A 12881-nucleotide genomic window follows, 5' to 3' on the forward strand; every position below is an offset into this window, starting at 1 on the left:
AGGTCAGAAGGGGTACACACCCTCCCGAGATTACTCTTGGGGCACATTTGGGGCACGTACGGCCGAGTCCATCCGGTCGGCGATCTCGTTGAGCCGATCCGGGAACAGGTGCCCGTAGAGGTCCAGCGTCATCGTGGCGGTCTTGTGCCCGAGCATCTGTTGGACGAGCTTCACGTCCGCACCGGAAGCGATCGCCAGTGATGCCGCAGTGTGCCTCAACTCGTGCGGGTGGAATCCCTTCGGTCCGACCTCGCGAACGGCAGCGTCGAACACCGCACGGCGGAAGTTGCGCACCCGCAGAACTCCACCCTGCGGAGCCGTGAAAAGTAGCGCGTCCGAGGGACGACCGTTGACCCGACTCGCCAACTCCTCGACCAGGAACCGCGGCAGCGGCACCGAACGGCGCTCATGCGTCTTGGGTGTGCCCCACACGAGTTCGCCGTTGACCTCGGTGACCGACTCGGCCACGTGCACCCGACGTCGCTTCAGATCCACCCGGCCCACCGTCAACGCCGCCAACTCGCCCCACCGCAAGCCGGTGTAGGCCAAAAACCGCACGATGAGCCCGTAAGAGCCGCACCGGTCCGCCAACTTGGCGACCTGAGCGTGGTCAAGGTAACGATGTTCCGAGGGCGACGGTCGCGGAAGCCGGATGTCCTCAGCGGGATTGCGAGCCAGCCGGCCGTCCCGCACAGCCCACCCGAGCATCAGCGAGAACACCCGGTGGACCTTCGCCACCGAGGTTCCTGACAAGGACGAGGCCAAACTCGACACCCACTGCTGCACGTCGGCGTGCTTGACCGACGAGAGATAGACATTGCCCCACTTCGGCAGGATGTGGGTGTTGACCGCAGTCTCGTAACGGGCATACGTCGAAGCCGCCAAATGCGCTTGAGCATCGAGCCACTTCTTGGCCCACTCGTCAACGAGAATCTTTCCGGCGTTGGGGTCGATGTAGGAGCCGGAGCGTATCCCGTGTTCGACGGTGGCGGCGTAGGCTTCGGCGTCGGCTTTACGACGAAAGCTCTTCTTACGCTGTTTACCGTCCGGATCACGCCAGCGCAGCAGCCACCGCGCTCCTTGCCCGTACCGGTCTGTGCGGTGTTTGGTCCCGTCCGGGCCGGTGCGGTGCCACCGGTCATCGATGTCAGCCATGCTCGCTCCCGTCGATGTCGGTTCGGGCAGTGTCGTAGGTGCGTTGGGCGTGGCCGTGGCGGTGGCTGATGGCTTGGGCGAGTTCGCGTTGGGCGGCGTTGGCCCAGCCGATGCCGACGAAACTCCAATCACTGACCAATTCGATCGCCTCGGTGTCGGCGATGCCGAGCTCGGCCAGGTGCGCGCTGCGTTGGTGCTGGGCCCGCACGTGGCGAAGTTCGGTGAAGGTGGTCGAGTAGTACTGGGACTTGGTCAGGAAGTGCCCGCCGAAGCCGAGCATGTGTGCCCACCGGCGGTGTCCGATCCGCCAGGCGGTGCGGATCATCGCCCGGTGATGCTCGGAGACCTCCAGGTGGGAAATATGGGCTTCGCTGCGGATACGCACATCCGCGCCCGAGGTGGTCTCGGTGCCTTTGGTGGCGTACTTGGCGATGTAGCTCGCCACCCGCCGATCGTGCAGCCGTTGCCCCTCGGCCCCGTCGGGCGCGGTGGGCTCGATGGAGTCCACTTGGATCTGTTCGCCCCACCGCAGTGTGTAGCCCGCGTGATGCTCGGTGGGCTCGACCGGCACCGCGACCCGCCGAGCGGCGACGAGGACCAGTTCCCGCAACGTCTGCTCATCGACCCCGACCGGGGCGGGATCTCCCGGACCAGCCGGCCCGTCCAGCCGGATCACCGCGTGGAAGTGCACCAGCCCGCGCCGCTGGTACTCGGCCACCTTCGCGTACGACAGCCGGAACACCTCACTGGCTCGCGAGACTCTGACCCCGACCGCAGCGGCGACCAGCCGCGCCAGCATCATCCGGAACCGGTGCCACAACGCGCCCGCGTAGGCGTTGAACAACACCGCCCCGGTGTAGTCGTAGGAGTCCGGATCCAGCGCGGTGCCCAACACAGGATCGTGCTCGGAATGCGTGACCCCGCACCGGCACGAACGCGGTATCCCGCGGGGCGACGTCGGCCGGGTGTGCACCGGCCCGAACGAGGGAGCGGTCAGCGTGACAAATGCCCGCCGATGCTCAGCGGTAGCTTCCGGCACCCCTTTACCGCCGGAGAGCCCAGCCTTGACCAACTGATACGCATCCCCGGCATACCGTGCCGCGCACGACTCACACACCGCCACCCGCCGGTTCCCGCAGGCCACCGCGATCCGCCCCGCATACTCGGCCACCGCCGTGCCATCGAACCGCTGCGCCGACCACGAGCCGGACAACCACACCGGACGCGCACACCCCCGCACCGACCGCACCCGCTGACGCAAGGCAGCCATATCCGTGTTGCGCAACGCGTTCGTGAACCGCTCATCCTCACCCGGCAGACCCGACACCAACGCACCAGGCCGAGCCGCCCGACTAGTTTTCTCCGCCATGACCAGCATCACCACGACCGACCGGTCACACCAGGCAGAAGCACAATGCCGCCGCCCCCACCGTTCCGGTGATCGAGCCGTCCCAGTCCACCTGGGCACACGAGCCGTCACAGTCCCCGCAGACCCAGCCGCCCCGCACGGCCCCGGTCAACTGACGCCGCACACATGGCAACCACACCGGAAGATCCCACCGGCCAACCCCCGTGATTGCCAGCACCTCACGCCGGCCGCTCAAGGCATCCCACTGACCAGGCCGCAGCCCCAGCCGCTCCGTCACCACGTCCCGAGCAAACTCCGGCAACTTCCGAAACGACGAGTCGCACAACGCCCGACCGGTCAGCCCCAACCCGTCCGTGAACCGAAAACCTGTCAACGCTTCCACCTGCTCCGGCGTGAACACCGAACCCACACCAGCAGAAACATCCACAACAGCAGTCACGATGACCTCCAGCTAGTGAACTCTAGTTGTCTAGGTAAGTTCTACGATACACACCTCTAGACAAGCTTTCAACCTGTCTAGCCTGCTCTGTTCGGGTGAAGCAACTTAGCGTGCGGGGAAGTCGTACTCCAGGACGAAAGCAGGGGCTGCCTTGATCGTGTCACACACCTCGACAGCCCGTCCCTGAAAGTCGTATGCGGTACGAACCACACGCATGATCGGCACCGAGGTACCCAACTGCAATTGGTCACGCTCCCGCTCTGTGGGCATACGAGCGGTTACTTCCTCGGTGAAATGTTCAAGAGTGTGTCCGGCGTCTTCAATGCGGGCATAGATACCACCCGGACCGGTGTCCATTTCCGCTATCTTCGTTCCTTTTCCGATGTCTCCGGGTATGTACGAAACAGCGGTCTCCACCGGAATACCGTCGGACAGATAACGACGAGAGCGAACGATAACAATCTCGTCTTCGGGAACCCGCAAACGTTGTTGAACTTCGACATCCGGATAATCTTCGGTGACTTGGATACTGTCCACCGAGGGAGTGGCCCCGGATTTTTCGGCTTCGGCCAGAAATGCGGCCTTTCCCTGATCCCGGTAGCGGCGTGCGAACCGGTCGGAGGCCAACCGTCGAACGGGAACCGTGCGACGTACGAAGACTCCGCGGCCGTGCTCCGAGACAACCAGGCCTTCGCTTTTGAGCTCCTGCAACGCCTGGCGTGCTGTCATGCGGGCTACACCGTAGTGATCCATCAACTTCGCCTCGGAGGGAAGTTGCTCCCCGGCGACCAGGCGGGAGGACTGGATCAGGCCCCGGAGGTCGTCAGCGATCTGCTTGGAGGGAGGACGATCGCTTGTGCGATCGATCGTACCCAGTTGCATGACACACCTCCAGACGTCCAAACAAGTGTTACTATACACGTCGGAAACGTTTTTCGGGAGGCCGCCATGCCGGACATGCCAAAGCACTCTGTCAGCGTGGCTGGCATAGTGATCAACGAGGACGATCAAGTCCTTTTGATCCAACGTCGGGACAACGGACGTTGGGAAGCTCCGGGTGGCGTCCTCGAACTCGAAGAAACCTTCGAGGACGGAGTGAAACGCGAAGTTCTCGAAGAAACCGGCGTATCCGTCGAAGTCGAACGCCTGAGCGGCACGTACAAAAATCTTTCCCGGGGAATCATCGCTCTCGTATTCCGTTGCCGCCCTCTGTCGGGAACACCTCATCCCACCGACGAAAGCACCCATGCCGGGTGGTTCGAGCTCAACGAGGCTCTAAGCAAAATGGACGAAGTCTATGCCATACGCGTCACGGACGCCTTTACTGACATCCCACCGGTCCGCAACCACGACGGTGTAACCGTGACTCAGTCACTGCCCGCATGAAGCCCGACGCAGAGCTCGTGTTCAGAATTTCTCTACAGGATCAAGGGCGGCCCCTGCCGGGGCCGCCTGCCTGCTTGCCTGGTGCGTCCGGGGGAGAGCCGCCCGCCCGCTTGTCTGGTGCGGTCGGCCAGGCCGACGCCGGGCGTGCGGCTGGCGCCGGTCCCGGCGCCGGCGGCCGACCGCGGAAGCGGTGGGCGGGCGGCATCCCCGGACGCGAAGCGGAAGGCAGGCGGCCGAACACCACGGCAGGGGCCGCCGAACGTGAACGGGGAACGCGCATCCGTGCGCCCTGGCATCGTGGGCGACCCCTCCCTCATCCGCCGTTGGAGGATGGCGGTCAATCCGGTGAGTCAAGAGAGTCGATCGGCTCCCATCGCCACGATGCGGTGAGCACGGGGTCGGGCACTCTTGACTAACCGGCTTGCCCGCTGAAGGCGGCTGGGTGTCGGATGAGGGAGGGGTCTGGCGGGGCGCACTCCACCGCCATCAGCGGTTCCCCTGTGGGGCACATCCGGGGCACACGCCACCGATCAGCGACGACAAACGACGACAACCAACCCGCACCACACGGCACGCTCACCAGCGACACCCGCCGGAAGTCCGAGGCAGCGAAGCCAACCGGAACGACCTCCGGAGGCGGGTGTCGCAGGTTCGAGTCCTGCCGAGGGCGCACAGGTCACACCACGCGCTCCGAGCGTTCGGGGCACTCGCGGGGCACGCTCGGTTGCATGTTCGAAGCGCCTGTCGTTGGCGTCGCCTCGCGCTCCGGTGTTTGTTGAGCGGTTTTCGTCTCGTGGTCTTCACCAACCCCGACCGCTGGCGGCGGATGGCGGAGTCCGGGGCTCTTCACGTGTACGGGGCCTGCCCGGTCAGCCCCGCCCCACCCCGCGCGGCCGTGGGCCGATTTTGCCTAAAATCGGCCCTCGGCCCGGCCCCGCGCGTGCGCGGAGGTATCCCGATTTTGCCTAAAACTGGCCCGGCCCTGCGCGTGCGCTCCGTGTGTGGTCACAGTGTCCAGTGGCTGGGGCTGTCGGGGTGGTCGATCCAGAGCCGCTGTTCGTGCTCGGTGACGGTGAGGCCGAGACGGGGCCAGTCGGGTTTGCCGTGGGTCAACCAGGTGCGGTGAGCGCGTTCGACCGGCTCCCACAACGAGGTCGGCCCGGTCTCGGTGACCTCGTGGTGACCGTTCGTCGCGGCCAGGGCGATCTCGGCGGCGGACCCGTCGGGGGCGGTCATGGTGGCCGCCACCGGGTGACCGGTCTGCGCCTCCCCACGCATCCCGATCGTGACCCCGTCGGGCAGGCCGTGGAACTGGGCCAACAGCCACACCACCCGGTTGTCCCACCAGGGGGTGGGCGGTGCGTTCGTCGTCCGAGTGCGAGGGTTTCCGGTGTCGGGGGCTCGGTGTTGACCGGGGACGGTCGGGCCGGCTCCGCGCATTCCCATGAACGAGGCCCACTGGTCGGCGAACCGACCTTCCAACCGGTCACCACAGTGGTGCAGTGCGACGAGCCCGCCGGCGTTGAACGCTGCTGGCATCACGTTCACGAGTATCGTGCCGCCGGAGACGAGCTGGTCGGCCCAGGGCCACGGCACCCGCGGTACCGAGCAGGTGGCGAGGATGCGGTCGTAGGGCGCGTGCTCGGCCAGCCCCTCCGCCCCGTCCCGACAGGCCAACGTGGGGTGACACCCCACACGGGCCAACCGGCCGCGAGCCGCCTCGACCAGAGCAGGATCGATGTCCACGGAATACACGCTGCGGTCACCGAGCCGATGAGCCAACAACGCGGTGGTGTACCCCGACCCCGTCCCCACCGCCAACACCCGATGCCCCTCACGGACACCGAGCAGCTCCAACATCCGCACGACCAGATCAGGCTTGGTGCTGCTGGAGAGTGGATGGTCTCGCTCGTCGAGCGAGGTCACCAGCGTGGTCGGGGAGTAGGCCGCGTCGAAGCCCTCCGGCGTGGCCGTGTCCACGGGTTCCCATTCGTGGTGTTCCGGGCTCTGCCGGTAGAAGGTCGGAACCAGCTCGTGGCGGGGTGTGGCGGCCACGGCCTCTTTCCACAACGGATCGTGCAGCGCCCCGTCGTTCTCCAGCTGTTCGGCCAACCGCGCCGCGCGAGCCGTCCAGGAGTCCTCACGCTGTGACATGGTGGTGCTCCTCGTGGTCGATGGGCTCTGAGGTGAGCAGGTCGGCCAGCTGGTCGGTGATCGCCGTGCCGGTGGCGGCTTCGAGCCACCCGTACTGCCCGCCCGGGTTGATCTCCAGGAAGACCCACTGCCCCTCGGGAGTGATCACGAAGTCCAGGGCGCCATACAGCAACCCGAATCGCCGCATCAGCGCGCGCACGCCGTCGGCGACCCGCTGTGGTGGGTCGATGAGCTCGTAGTGCAGCGCGCTGACGTCGCTGCGCCAGTCCACATGCGACGCAGCACTCTTCGCGTCGATGCACACGGTCGTCATCGTGTCACCGACCGCGGTGATGCGTGCCTCGACCTGCTTCGGCGCCCACCGCTGGGCCAGGTGCACGGTCGACCCGATACCGCTCAGGTCGTCGAGATCGGTCGCGTCGAGTATGCGTGTCCAGGCCACGGAGTGGGTGTCGTCGCTGGTGAGGCTGGTGTTGCCGAGCATCTTCGTCACTGTGCGACCACGCCGTGCGAACGAGGCGAACGCATCCGGTTCGTTGGTCAACGCGGTGTGCGGCGCGCACAGCCCGAGCCTGGCTGCTTCGGCCAGTTGCACGGGCTTGTATGCGGCGTCGGCCAACCGCGACGGGTGATTGACCCACACCGCCGGCAACGAAGCCAACACCCCGCCCAGTCCGTATTTCGCTTCCAAGAACGCGTGTTGGCGTACTGGCAGGTCCCACTCGTTCGGGAACCGGAACGCTTCGGGGGCGCGGTAGTACACGCCGGTGATCTCGGCCAGGTCGATGGTGTGCGCGGGAGTGGTCAGGTGTCCGCACCAGCGGTCGTCGCGCAGCTCGGCGGCCAGGCCGAGCTGCGCGGGAAACCATGCGGTGTTCACCCGATACACCCGTACGTCACGTCGTTGGACGGCCTGGACCATCGCATCCGCACTGGGATCGATGTCGCGGGCCAGGATCAGCACGGTCACGGGTGTGTCCTCCGTGGTCTAGTTCGACTCGGGCATGTCCGGGGCGAAGTCCTTGGCCGACCAGTCCTCGGAGGGCCCTTCGTTGCCGTCCATGTTGGTGGTGGTCATGCCCATGTGGAGCTCGTGCAGCGGCATACCGTGCTCGTCAACAGCGAGCTGGCGATGGTGGTCGTAGCGGCCGTTCGGTGCCCTGTGCGCCGGGTCGCCGGCGGCGACCATGTTCCGCAGTCCCCACGGCTGTGCAAGGTGGCCGAGGTGCTGTCCCTCCTGAGGACGGGCCAACGGGAACTGGGCCGAGTGCGAGGCGACCGGCTCGTGGGCGAATGTTTCGGTGCGCTCGCTGGTTGGCGTTGTCATAACCTGTTCTCCTTCCTCGTAGGGCGGTTCTGCCCTGCTCGTGTCGTCACTGACGGTTCCGGGGAACCGCCGGGGGTTCCCGGTATCGACCGGTGTGGGTACCGCTGGACCTGCGGTTGTCATCGGAGCGCCAGTCCGGCGGCAACGGTTCGGCGAAACGCCAGCGCCGAACCGTGGACCGGGTGGGTCAGCCCGCGCCGGTGGCGTGGGCTCTGTGGTGGGGGCATTGCGGGGGTGTGTAGGGGTCGATGTGGAGGTAGAGCCGCCCGGCGACGGTGTCCACCGTGGCCTTCACCGGCAGCCCCGCCGCCAGGACGTGCCGGTCGCGGAGGGCGTCCCGTTCGGCGGGGTCGTCGAGGGTCACGTTCCACGGTGTGTCCCAGCGGATGGTGATCGGCGTGAGGCTGTGGCGGGTGAGTGTGTCGGCGACCCATTCGGCTCCGGCTTCGGGGTCCCGCAGCACGGCCTCCGGGGGCTCGGTGCGCCGGAGTGTCGGTGTGCTGGGGGTGTGGCGGAGGTGGGCGTGCCAGTGCAGCCGGCGTTCGCGCCAGGTGGTGGGCAGGTGTTCGGTCATCGGGTGTCCTCGGTCTTTCCGGCCGCGCGGCGGTGACGGCTTATTCCGGTAGGCTGGTGTTTGGTCCCCGGTAGATAGGGGCTACCGGGGGCTCCTTCGTCGGGGTCGGTGGTGGGCCAGTTTGGTTCCGGGTCTGGCTGGTCGGTGGTGAAGTACACCGGTTTCAGGCGGGGCAGGCGTGGCGGCAGGTAGCCGACCACGTGCAGGCAGGCCTCACAGGCCGATCGTTGTTCCTCCTCCGGTGGGGTGTTTCCGGCCCGACAGCGGAACGGCCCCCGTCGGGCCAGGTGCCCACACAACGCCCACACTCCGTCCTGCCGGACCTCGGTGTTGGCCGAACACGCATGCCACCGGGACTCGTGCGCGCTGGCGAACCATCCCCACCGCCGGGGCTGGCGCCCCGGCCCGGGCCCCGGGCCAGAGGGTCCAGCAGCAGTAAGACGGGCAACTCGGTGTCGGGCACGGCCGCTGCCGCACAGCAGCCGCAGCAGCACCCCGCACACGGCCACGATCACGAGACCTCCCGAGGTGCTGGGGAAGCGGTAACGGCCTCGTCCCATCCGGCCAGCTCGCACAGCCAGGACTCGTAGGAATGCAGCGGACTCGCCAACGGACGATCACTGGCACCGATCAGAAAACACAGGCATTCCGAGCAGTAGTGATGCCACCCGCCCACCACCCGCAGCGGCGGGCACTGGGGCAGCCTGATCCGTGCCCCACAGAAACAGGCCACCAGCCCCCGCCCGGCCCGAGCACACGCCTCACGCCGCTGCACACCCGTAGCGTGGATCGCCCAACAGTCCAGCCCGATCACGAAACGGCAGCGGGGTTCATCCGACCACGGCACGGCACATCGCTCGCCTTCGGAAACTGAACTGCTCAGGTCTGGCGGGATTGCCTCAGTGGGACCCTTACCCTGCATTATCAACATCCTGTCGTACTGATCGCTATCTCTTTAATGGGATCCTATATGTAGGAATGCAGATTTAGGAATGCTACTTTCGGGTGATCGTCAGGATGCATGTGCACTGATCGATAATGAGCACGTCAGGCACGCGGGGGAGTGCGGACCTCAGGAGGAGCTATGGCGACGAACACCGTCCGGCGGTTGCAACTTGGTAACGAGCTGAGGCATGTGCGTCAGGCCGCAGGATTGGAGCAGGCAGATGCAGCACGCATCCTGGACTGCGCCGTAACCAAGATCAGCCGCCTCGAACTCGGCCAGAGCGGCATAAGCAAGGGAGATCTCTTGCTGCTGCTCGATGAGTACGGTGACACACAGGAGCACAAGGAATGGATGGTCGAGCTGGCGAGGACACGCAGTTCGCGAGGGCGCTGGAGTGGCTACCGGGCTGTGTTCCCTGAGTGGTTCCGCATGTATGTCGATCTGGAGACCGACTCCAGCGAAATCCGGCAAGTGCAGAGTGAGATCGTGCCCGGGATCTTGCAAACGGAGGGGTATATCCGCTCCCTCCACACCACGTCACCACGTCCTGATGATCATGATGTGGACGCGAACATCAAGGCCAGACAAGAACGTCAGGCGATCTTCTCCAAGAACTCTCCGCCAGCCTCATCGTTCGTCCTGTCTGAGTCATGCCTACGTCGTCAGATCGGGACACCGGACGTGATGCTGGACCAGCTCCGTTACCTGGAGCAGGTGGCTTTGATGGACCATGTACACCTTCAGGTGATGCCGTTCAGTGCTCAGACATACGCGGCAGCTATCAGTCACGAGTTTACGCTCCTGACTGTGCCTTCCCCGGGAGTGACTCCTGATCTGGAGTTTGTCTACGTAGAGAGCTATGACGACGCTCGATACCTGGACAGTAAGGAGAGCGTCAGCGAGTACCGTAACCTGTGGAGTCGGGTACAAGCTGCTGCTCTGGGTCCCAAGGAGTCTTTGGACTTTATACGGACAGTAGCGACGCAATATACAACGACCGAATGAGAGGCGCCGATCATGCACCAGCCCGACTTCACGGGGGCGTCCTGGTTCAAAAGCACTCGGAGCACTCAGAACGCCGCTTGCGTCGAGGCTGCTCATGTTCCTGGGTTCACGGGCGTTCGCGATACCAAGGATCGCGACGGCGGTACGCTCGCCATCCCACGCAACCAGTGGGCTGCGTTTCTCGACGCGGTGAAGATCGGCCGCTTCGAGTGAACTCGGCAAGACAAGAACCCCCTGGAGGGGGGCTCTTCCAGGGGGTTCTTGGTTCGGTGTTCGAGCAGCTCTTTGTTTGGCGAGCGATAGCGGTAACCCAGGTAACTGCGTCGAGGGCGGCTACGTCGTTGACCGTTGTCGGCGTTCGGGACACCAAGAACCGTTCGAACGGTGTCGGGATGTTTTCGTGGTAGCTCTTTCGTTTCTCAGCGGGTACGGAAGAAGTGGGCAGCGAAGCAGTGGATGAGAAAGCGGGCACTTCATCTACTTTGAATTCGGCACCGCAGCGCCGATCGCGCAACTCGAAATGTTCGACTCCGGAATGTTCCTCTCCCGGAGCAGTCACCACCACCTACCGCGATGGGGTAGATAACCTCCAACAGGTAGCGATGATCAAGGCAGAGACGGCCTGGTTCATCGCTACCCGCATAGAGCAGCTGGAGGAAACAGCATGACGGTACACCCCCGAGGATGGCGGAAATCGAGCCGTTCCGGCCGGGTTAGCAACTGCGTCGAGGTGGGCCGCGTCGGCGACGGTGCCGCCGTGCGTGACACCAAGAACCGCGAGCTCGGCTACGTCGCCGCCACCCGCCAGCAGTGGACGGCGTTCCTCGACGCGGTGAAGAACAACCGGTTCGAGTGAGGCCGTAGACAACAACGGCGCCCTCGGGGAATTCCCGGGGCGCCGTTTTCATGCCTTGCCCTGTTCCTGCGTACGTGTGCCGATTTTGCCTAAAACTGGCCCACCACGGCCCGTCCCCGCGCCTGCGGGGCGTACCAACTGGATCTAGCCAACGAGTGGGTCACAGAGGGTCCATCCCCGCGCCTGCGGGGCGTACAGGACGAGATCAAGGCCGGATCCGAGATCGACGGGTCCATCCCCGCGCCTGCGGGGCGTACACAGGTCCACCGAGAACATGGGTGCCCACCATGGGTCCATCCCCGCGCCTGCGGGGCGTACCACTCAGCATTCCGTTAAGCTCGGAGGCCCTGTGGTCCATCCCCGCGCCTGCGGGGCGTACATCTCCGATCCCTCCGAGGTCGACATCGACCACGGTCCATCCCCGCGCCTGCGGGGCGTACAGCGAAACCGAACGCCTGGCAGCTCTGGCCGACGGTCCATCCCCGCGCCTGCGGGGCGTACCCGCGCGGGCTCGGATGTGGGCATATGAGCTGGGGTCCATCCCCGCGCCTGCGGGGCGTACACGTATTGCCCTGCGACTTTCCGGTCGCGTTATTCACTTGTGATCTTCCGTGGGAAGCATGCGCATCCTAGCCAGCCTGCTCCGAGCATCACAACAACCTCCCCGACGGGTGCCTCACCGAACCGGAAGAAGCCCCGTTTTCGAAGGACTCTTCGCCCGCCTCCAGCTCTGTCCACTGTAGTCCTACCGTGAGGGGGATGTGGGGCGACTCGGCCTTCCTCGACGCCCCGATTTTGCCTAAAACTGGCCCAGCAGGGGCCACACCCGTGTCTGGGGCATACCGCGTCTCAGCCCGCCTCGCCCGTCGAGCTGAGTTCGGTGCCGAGTTCGGTGGCCAGCCGACGCATCAGTGGGACGACCTCCTCGGTGGAGATCCGCTTCATCCGCGCCTCGGGCCCGCTGATCGAGATCGCCGAGGCGGCCGGGGCGTCGGGGACGGCCACGGCGTAGCAGCGCACCCCGACCTCCTGCTCACCGTCGTCGAGGGCGTAGCCGCGTTCCCGGATGCGGGCGAGCTCCGCGCGCATCGTCTCCACGTCGGTGATGGTGCGTTCGGTCTGCGGGTGCATGCCGGTGCGGTTGAGCACCTGGAGGACGCTGTCCTCGGGCATGGTGGCCATCACGGCCTTGCCCACGGCCGTGGCGTGGGCGTCCACGCGCCTGCCCACCTCGGTGAACATGCGCATGGAGTGCTGCGAGGGAACCTGGGAGACGTAGACGATCTGGGCGCCGTCCAGCACGGCCATGTTGGAGGTCTCGCCGGTGGCCTCGGTCAGCTCGGCCAGGTACGGCCGGGCCCAGGAACCGAGTGTGCGGCTGGCGGTCTCCCCCAGGCGGATGAGGCTCGGCCCCAGCGCGTACCGGCGGGAGGGCTGTTGGCGGGCGTACCCCGCCCGGACCAGGGTGCGCATGATGCGGTGAATGGTGGGCAGCGGGAGCGCGGACGCCTCGGCGAGGTCGCTGAGGGCCACCTCGCCTCCCGCGTCGGCCATGAGCTCCAGTAACTCGAAGGTGCGTTCGACCGACTGAACGCCGCCCTGCGTGGGTTTGGCGCGACCGGTTCCCGTGCCGTTCGCGTCCTGTCCAGCCGCCATCCCAGTGTTCCTCT

Annotated in this window: 15 protein-coding genes and 1 CRISPR repeat array; of the genes, 4 read left to right on the forward strand and 11 right to left on the reverse strand. The window is 65.7% G+C overall.

The features are described 5' to 3' along the window. Positions 1-30 precede the first annotated feature (30 nt). From CEP50_RS04660 to CEP50_RS04675, 4 genes are all read right to left on the reverse strand, one after another. Positions 31-1155, reverse strand: a complete 1125-nt coding sequence (locus CEP50_RS04660) for a tyrosine-type recombinase/integrase (protein WP_106112675.1) — start codon at positions 1153-1155, stop codon at positions 31-33. After that, the gene (locus tag CEP50_RS20740; RefSeq protein ID WP_308729359.1) at positions 1148-2533 is read right to left on the reverse strand and encodes a replication initiator; all 1386 of its coding nucleotides are present in this window, start codon (positions 2531-2533) and stop codon (positions 1148-1150) included. The genes CEP50_RS04660 and CEP50_RS20740 overlap by 8 nt, the downstream gene beginning before the upstream one ends. A 16-nt stretch (positions 2534-2549) precedes the next feature. Continuing rightward, positions 2550-2963 carry a hypothetical protein gene (locus CEP50_RS04670; protein WP_146134738.1) on the reverse strand — a complete coding sequence of 138 codons (414 nt, stop codon included), beginning with the start codon at positions 2961-2963 and terminating at the stop codon, positions 2550-2552. Positions 2964-3068: 105 nt separating this feature from the next. Further along, positions 3069-3845: a GntR family transcriptional regulator gene (locus CEP50_RS04675; RefSeq protein ID WP_106112677.1), complete on the reverse strand. Its 777-nt coding sequence runs from the start codon at positions 3843-3845 to the stop codon at positions 3069-3071. Between the two features lie 66 nt (positions 3846-3911). Here CEP50_RS04675 and CEP50_RS04680 point away from each other — a divergent pair, with 66 nt between their 5' ends. Continuing rightward, positions 3912-4349, forward strand: a complete 438-nt coding sequence (locus CEP50_RS04680; RefSeq protein ID WP_106112678.1) for an NUDIX hydrolase — start codon at positions 3912-3914, stop codon at positions 4347-4349. A gap of 1005 nt (positions 4350-5354) precedes the next feature. Here CEP50_RS04680 and CEP50_RS04685 read toward each other — a convergent pair. From CEP50_RS04685 to CEP50_RS04705, 6 genes are all read right to left on the reverse strand, one after another. Next, on the reverse strand, positions 5355-6503 hold the full coding sequence (locus CEP50_RS04685) for a methyltransferase domain-containing protein (protein ID WP_106112679.1): 1149 nt from the start codon (positions 6501-6503) through the stop codon (positions 5355-5357). Continuing rightward, complete coding sequence (locus tag CEP50_RS04690) at positions 6490-7473, reverse strand: MvdC/MvdD family ATP grasp protein (protein ID WP_106112680.1); 984 nt, start codon at positions 7471-7473, stop codon at positions 6490-6492. The genes CEP50_RS04685 and CEP50_RS04690 overlap by 14 nt, the downstream gene beginning before the upstream one ends. Before the next feature lie 18 nt (positions 7474-7491). Beyond that, a complete protein-coding gene (tgmA, locus tag CEP50_RS04695) occupies positions 7492-7830 on the reverse strand; it encodes a putative ATP-grasp-modified RiPP (RefSeq protein ID WP_106112681.1) in 339 nt (112 codons plus the stop codon). Positions 7831-8017: 187 nt separating this feature from the next. Continuing rightward, on the reverse strand, positions 8018-8404 hold the full coding sequence (locus tag CEP50_RS04700) for a hypothetical protein (RefSeq protein WP_106112682.1): 387 nt from the start codon (positions 8402-8404) through the stop codon (positions 8018-8020). Next, positions 8401-8964: a hypothetical protein gene (locus tag CEP50_RS19785; protein WP_181188210.1), complete on the reverse strand. Its 564-nt coding sequence runs from the start codon at positions 8962-8964 to the stop codon at positions 8401-8403. The genes CEP50_RS04700 and CEP50_RS19785 overlap by 4 nt, the downstream gene beginning before the upstream one ends. Beyond that, entirely contained in the window at positions 8916-9251 is a 336-nt protein-coding gene (locus tag CEP50_RS04705) for a hypothetical protein (protein ID WP_106112683.1), read from the reverse strand. Before CEP50_RS04705 ends, CEP50_RS19785 begins: the two co-directional genes overlap by 49 nt. A 237-nt stretch (positions 9252-9488) precedes the next feature. On the opposite strand from CEP50_RS04705, the gene CEP50_RS04710 reads away from it, so the two are divergent. The 3 genes from CEP50_RS04710 to CEP50_RS04720 all read left to right on the forward strand — a co-directional run bounded on the left by CEP50_RS04710 (position 9489) and on the right by CEP50_RS04720 (position 11211). Then, on the forward strand, positions 9489-10355 hold the full coding sequence (locus CEP50_RS04710) for a helix-turn-helix domain-containing protein (RefSeq protein ID WP_106112684.1): 867 nt from the start codon (positions 9489-9491) through the stop codon (positions 10353-10355). 12 nt (positions 10356-10367) lie between these two features. Beyond that, the gene (locus CEP50_RS04715) at positions 10368-10568 is read left to right on the forward strand and encodes a DUF397 domain-containing protein (RefSeq protein WP_026448759.1); all 201 of its coding nucleotides are present in this window, start codon (positions 10368-10370) and stop codon (positions 10566-10568) included. A 451-nt stretch (positions 10569-11019) separates the two neighbouring features. Continuing rightward, positions 11020-11211 carry a DUF397 domain-containing protein gene (locus CEP50_RS04720; protein ID WP_106112685.1) on the forward strand — a complete coding sequence of 64 codons (192 nt, stop codon included), beginning with the start codon at positions 11020-11022 and terminating at the stop codon, positions 11209-11211. 107 nt (positions 11212-11318) lie between these two features. Then, positions 11319-11773: direct repeats of the CRISPR family, unit length 28 nt; unit sequence GGTCCATCCCCGCGCCTGCGGGGCGTAC. Between the two features lie 287 nt (positions 11774-12060). On the opposite strand, the gene CEP50_RS04725 is transcribed toward CEP50_RS04720, so the two are convergent. Beyond that, positions 12061-12867 (reverse strand): IclR family transcriptional regulator, encoded by an 807-nt coding sequence (locus tag CEP50_RS04725; protein WP_106112686.1) that lies wholly within the window; start codon positions 12865-12867, stop codon positions 12061-12063. Positions 12868-12881 lie beyond the last annotated feature (14 nt).

Origin of the sequence: Actinopolyspora mortivallis, assembly GCF_003001495.1 — a bacterium.
In the GTDB taxonomy this organism is placed as follows: domain Bacteria; phylum Actinomycetota; class Actinomycetes; order Mycobacteriales; family Pseudonocardiaceae; genus Actinopolyspora; species Actinopolyspora mortivallis_A.

What these genes read in the sequence shown, in the direction of transcription:
- CEP50_RS04725 (WP_106112686.1), bottom strand. Translation starts at nt 12,867, where the DNA reads ATGGCGGCTGGACAGGACGCGAACGGCACGGGAACCGGTCGCGCCAAA.
- CEP50_RS04720 (WP_106112685.1), top strand. Translation starts at nt 11,020, where the DNA reads ATGACGGTACACCCCCGAGGATGGCGGAAATCGAGCCGTTCCGGCCGG.
- CEP50_RS04715 (WP_026448759.1), top strand. Translation starts at nt 10,368, where the DNA reads ATGCACCAGCCCGACTTCACGGGGGCGTCCTGGTTCAAAAGCACTCGG.
- CEP50_RS04675 (WP_106112677.1), bottom strand. Translation starts at nt 3,845, where the DNA reads ATGCAACTGGGTACGATCGATCGCACAAGCGATCGTCCTCCCTCCAAG.
- tgmA (WP_106112681.1), bottom strand. Translation starts at nt 7,830, where the DNA reads ATGACAACGCCAACCAGCGAGCGCACCGAAACATTCGCCCACGAGCCG.
- CEP50_RS19785 (WP_181188210.1), bottom strand. Translation starts at nt 8,964, where the DNA reads ATGGGACGAGGCCGTTACCGCTTCCCCAGCACCTCGGGAGGTCTCGTG.
- CEP50_RS20740 (WP_308729359.1), bottom strand. Translation starts at nt 2,533, where the DNA reads ATGCTGGTCATGGCGGAGAAAACTAGTCGGGCGGCTCGGCCTGGTGCG.
- CEP50_RS04680 (WP_106112678.1), top strand. Translation starts at nt 3,912, where the DNA reads ATGCCGGACATGCCAAAGCACTCTGTCAGCGTGGCTGGCATAGTGATC.
- CEP50_RS04700 (WP_106112682.1), bottom strand. Translation starts at nt 8,404, where the DNA reads ATGACCGAACACCTGCCCACCACCTGGCGCGAACGCCGGCTGCACTGG.
- CEP50_RS04660 (WP_106112675.1), bottom strand. Translation starts at nt 1,155, where the DNA reads ATGGCTGACATCGATGACCGGTGGCACCGCACCGGCCCGGACGGGACC.
- CEP50_RS04685 (WP_106112679.1), bottom strand. Translation starts at nt 6,503, where the DNA reads ATGTCACAGCGTGAGGACTCCTGGACGGCTCGCGCGGCGCGGTTGGCC.
- CEP50_RS04710 (WP_106112684.1), top strand. Translation starts at nt 9,489, where the DNA reads ATGGCGACGAACACCGTCCGGCGGTTGCAACTTGGTAACGAGCTGAGG.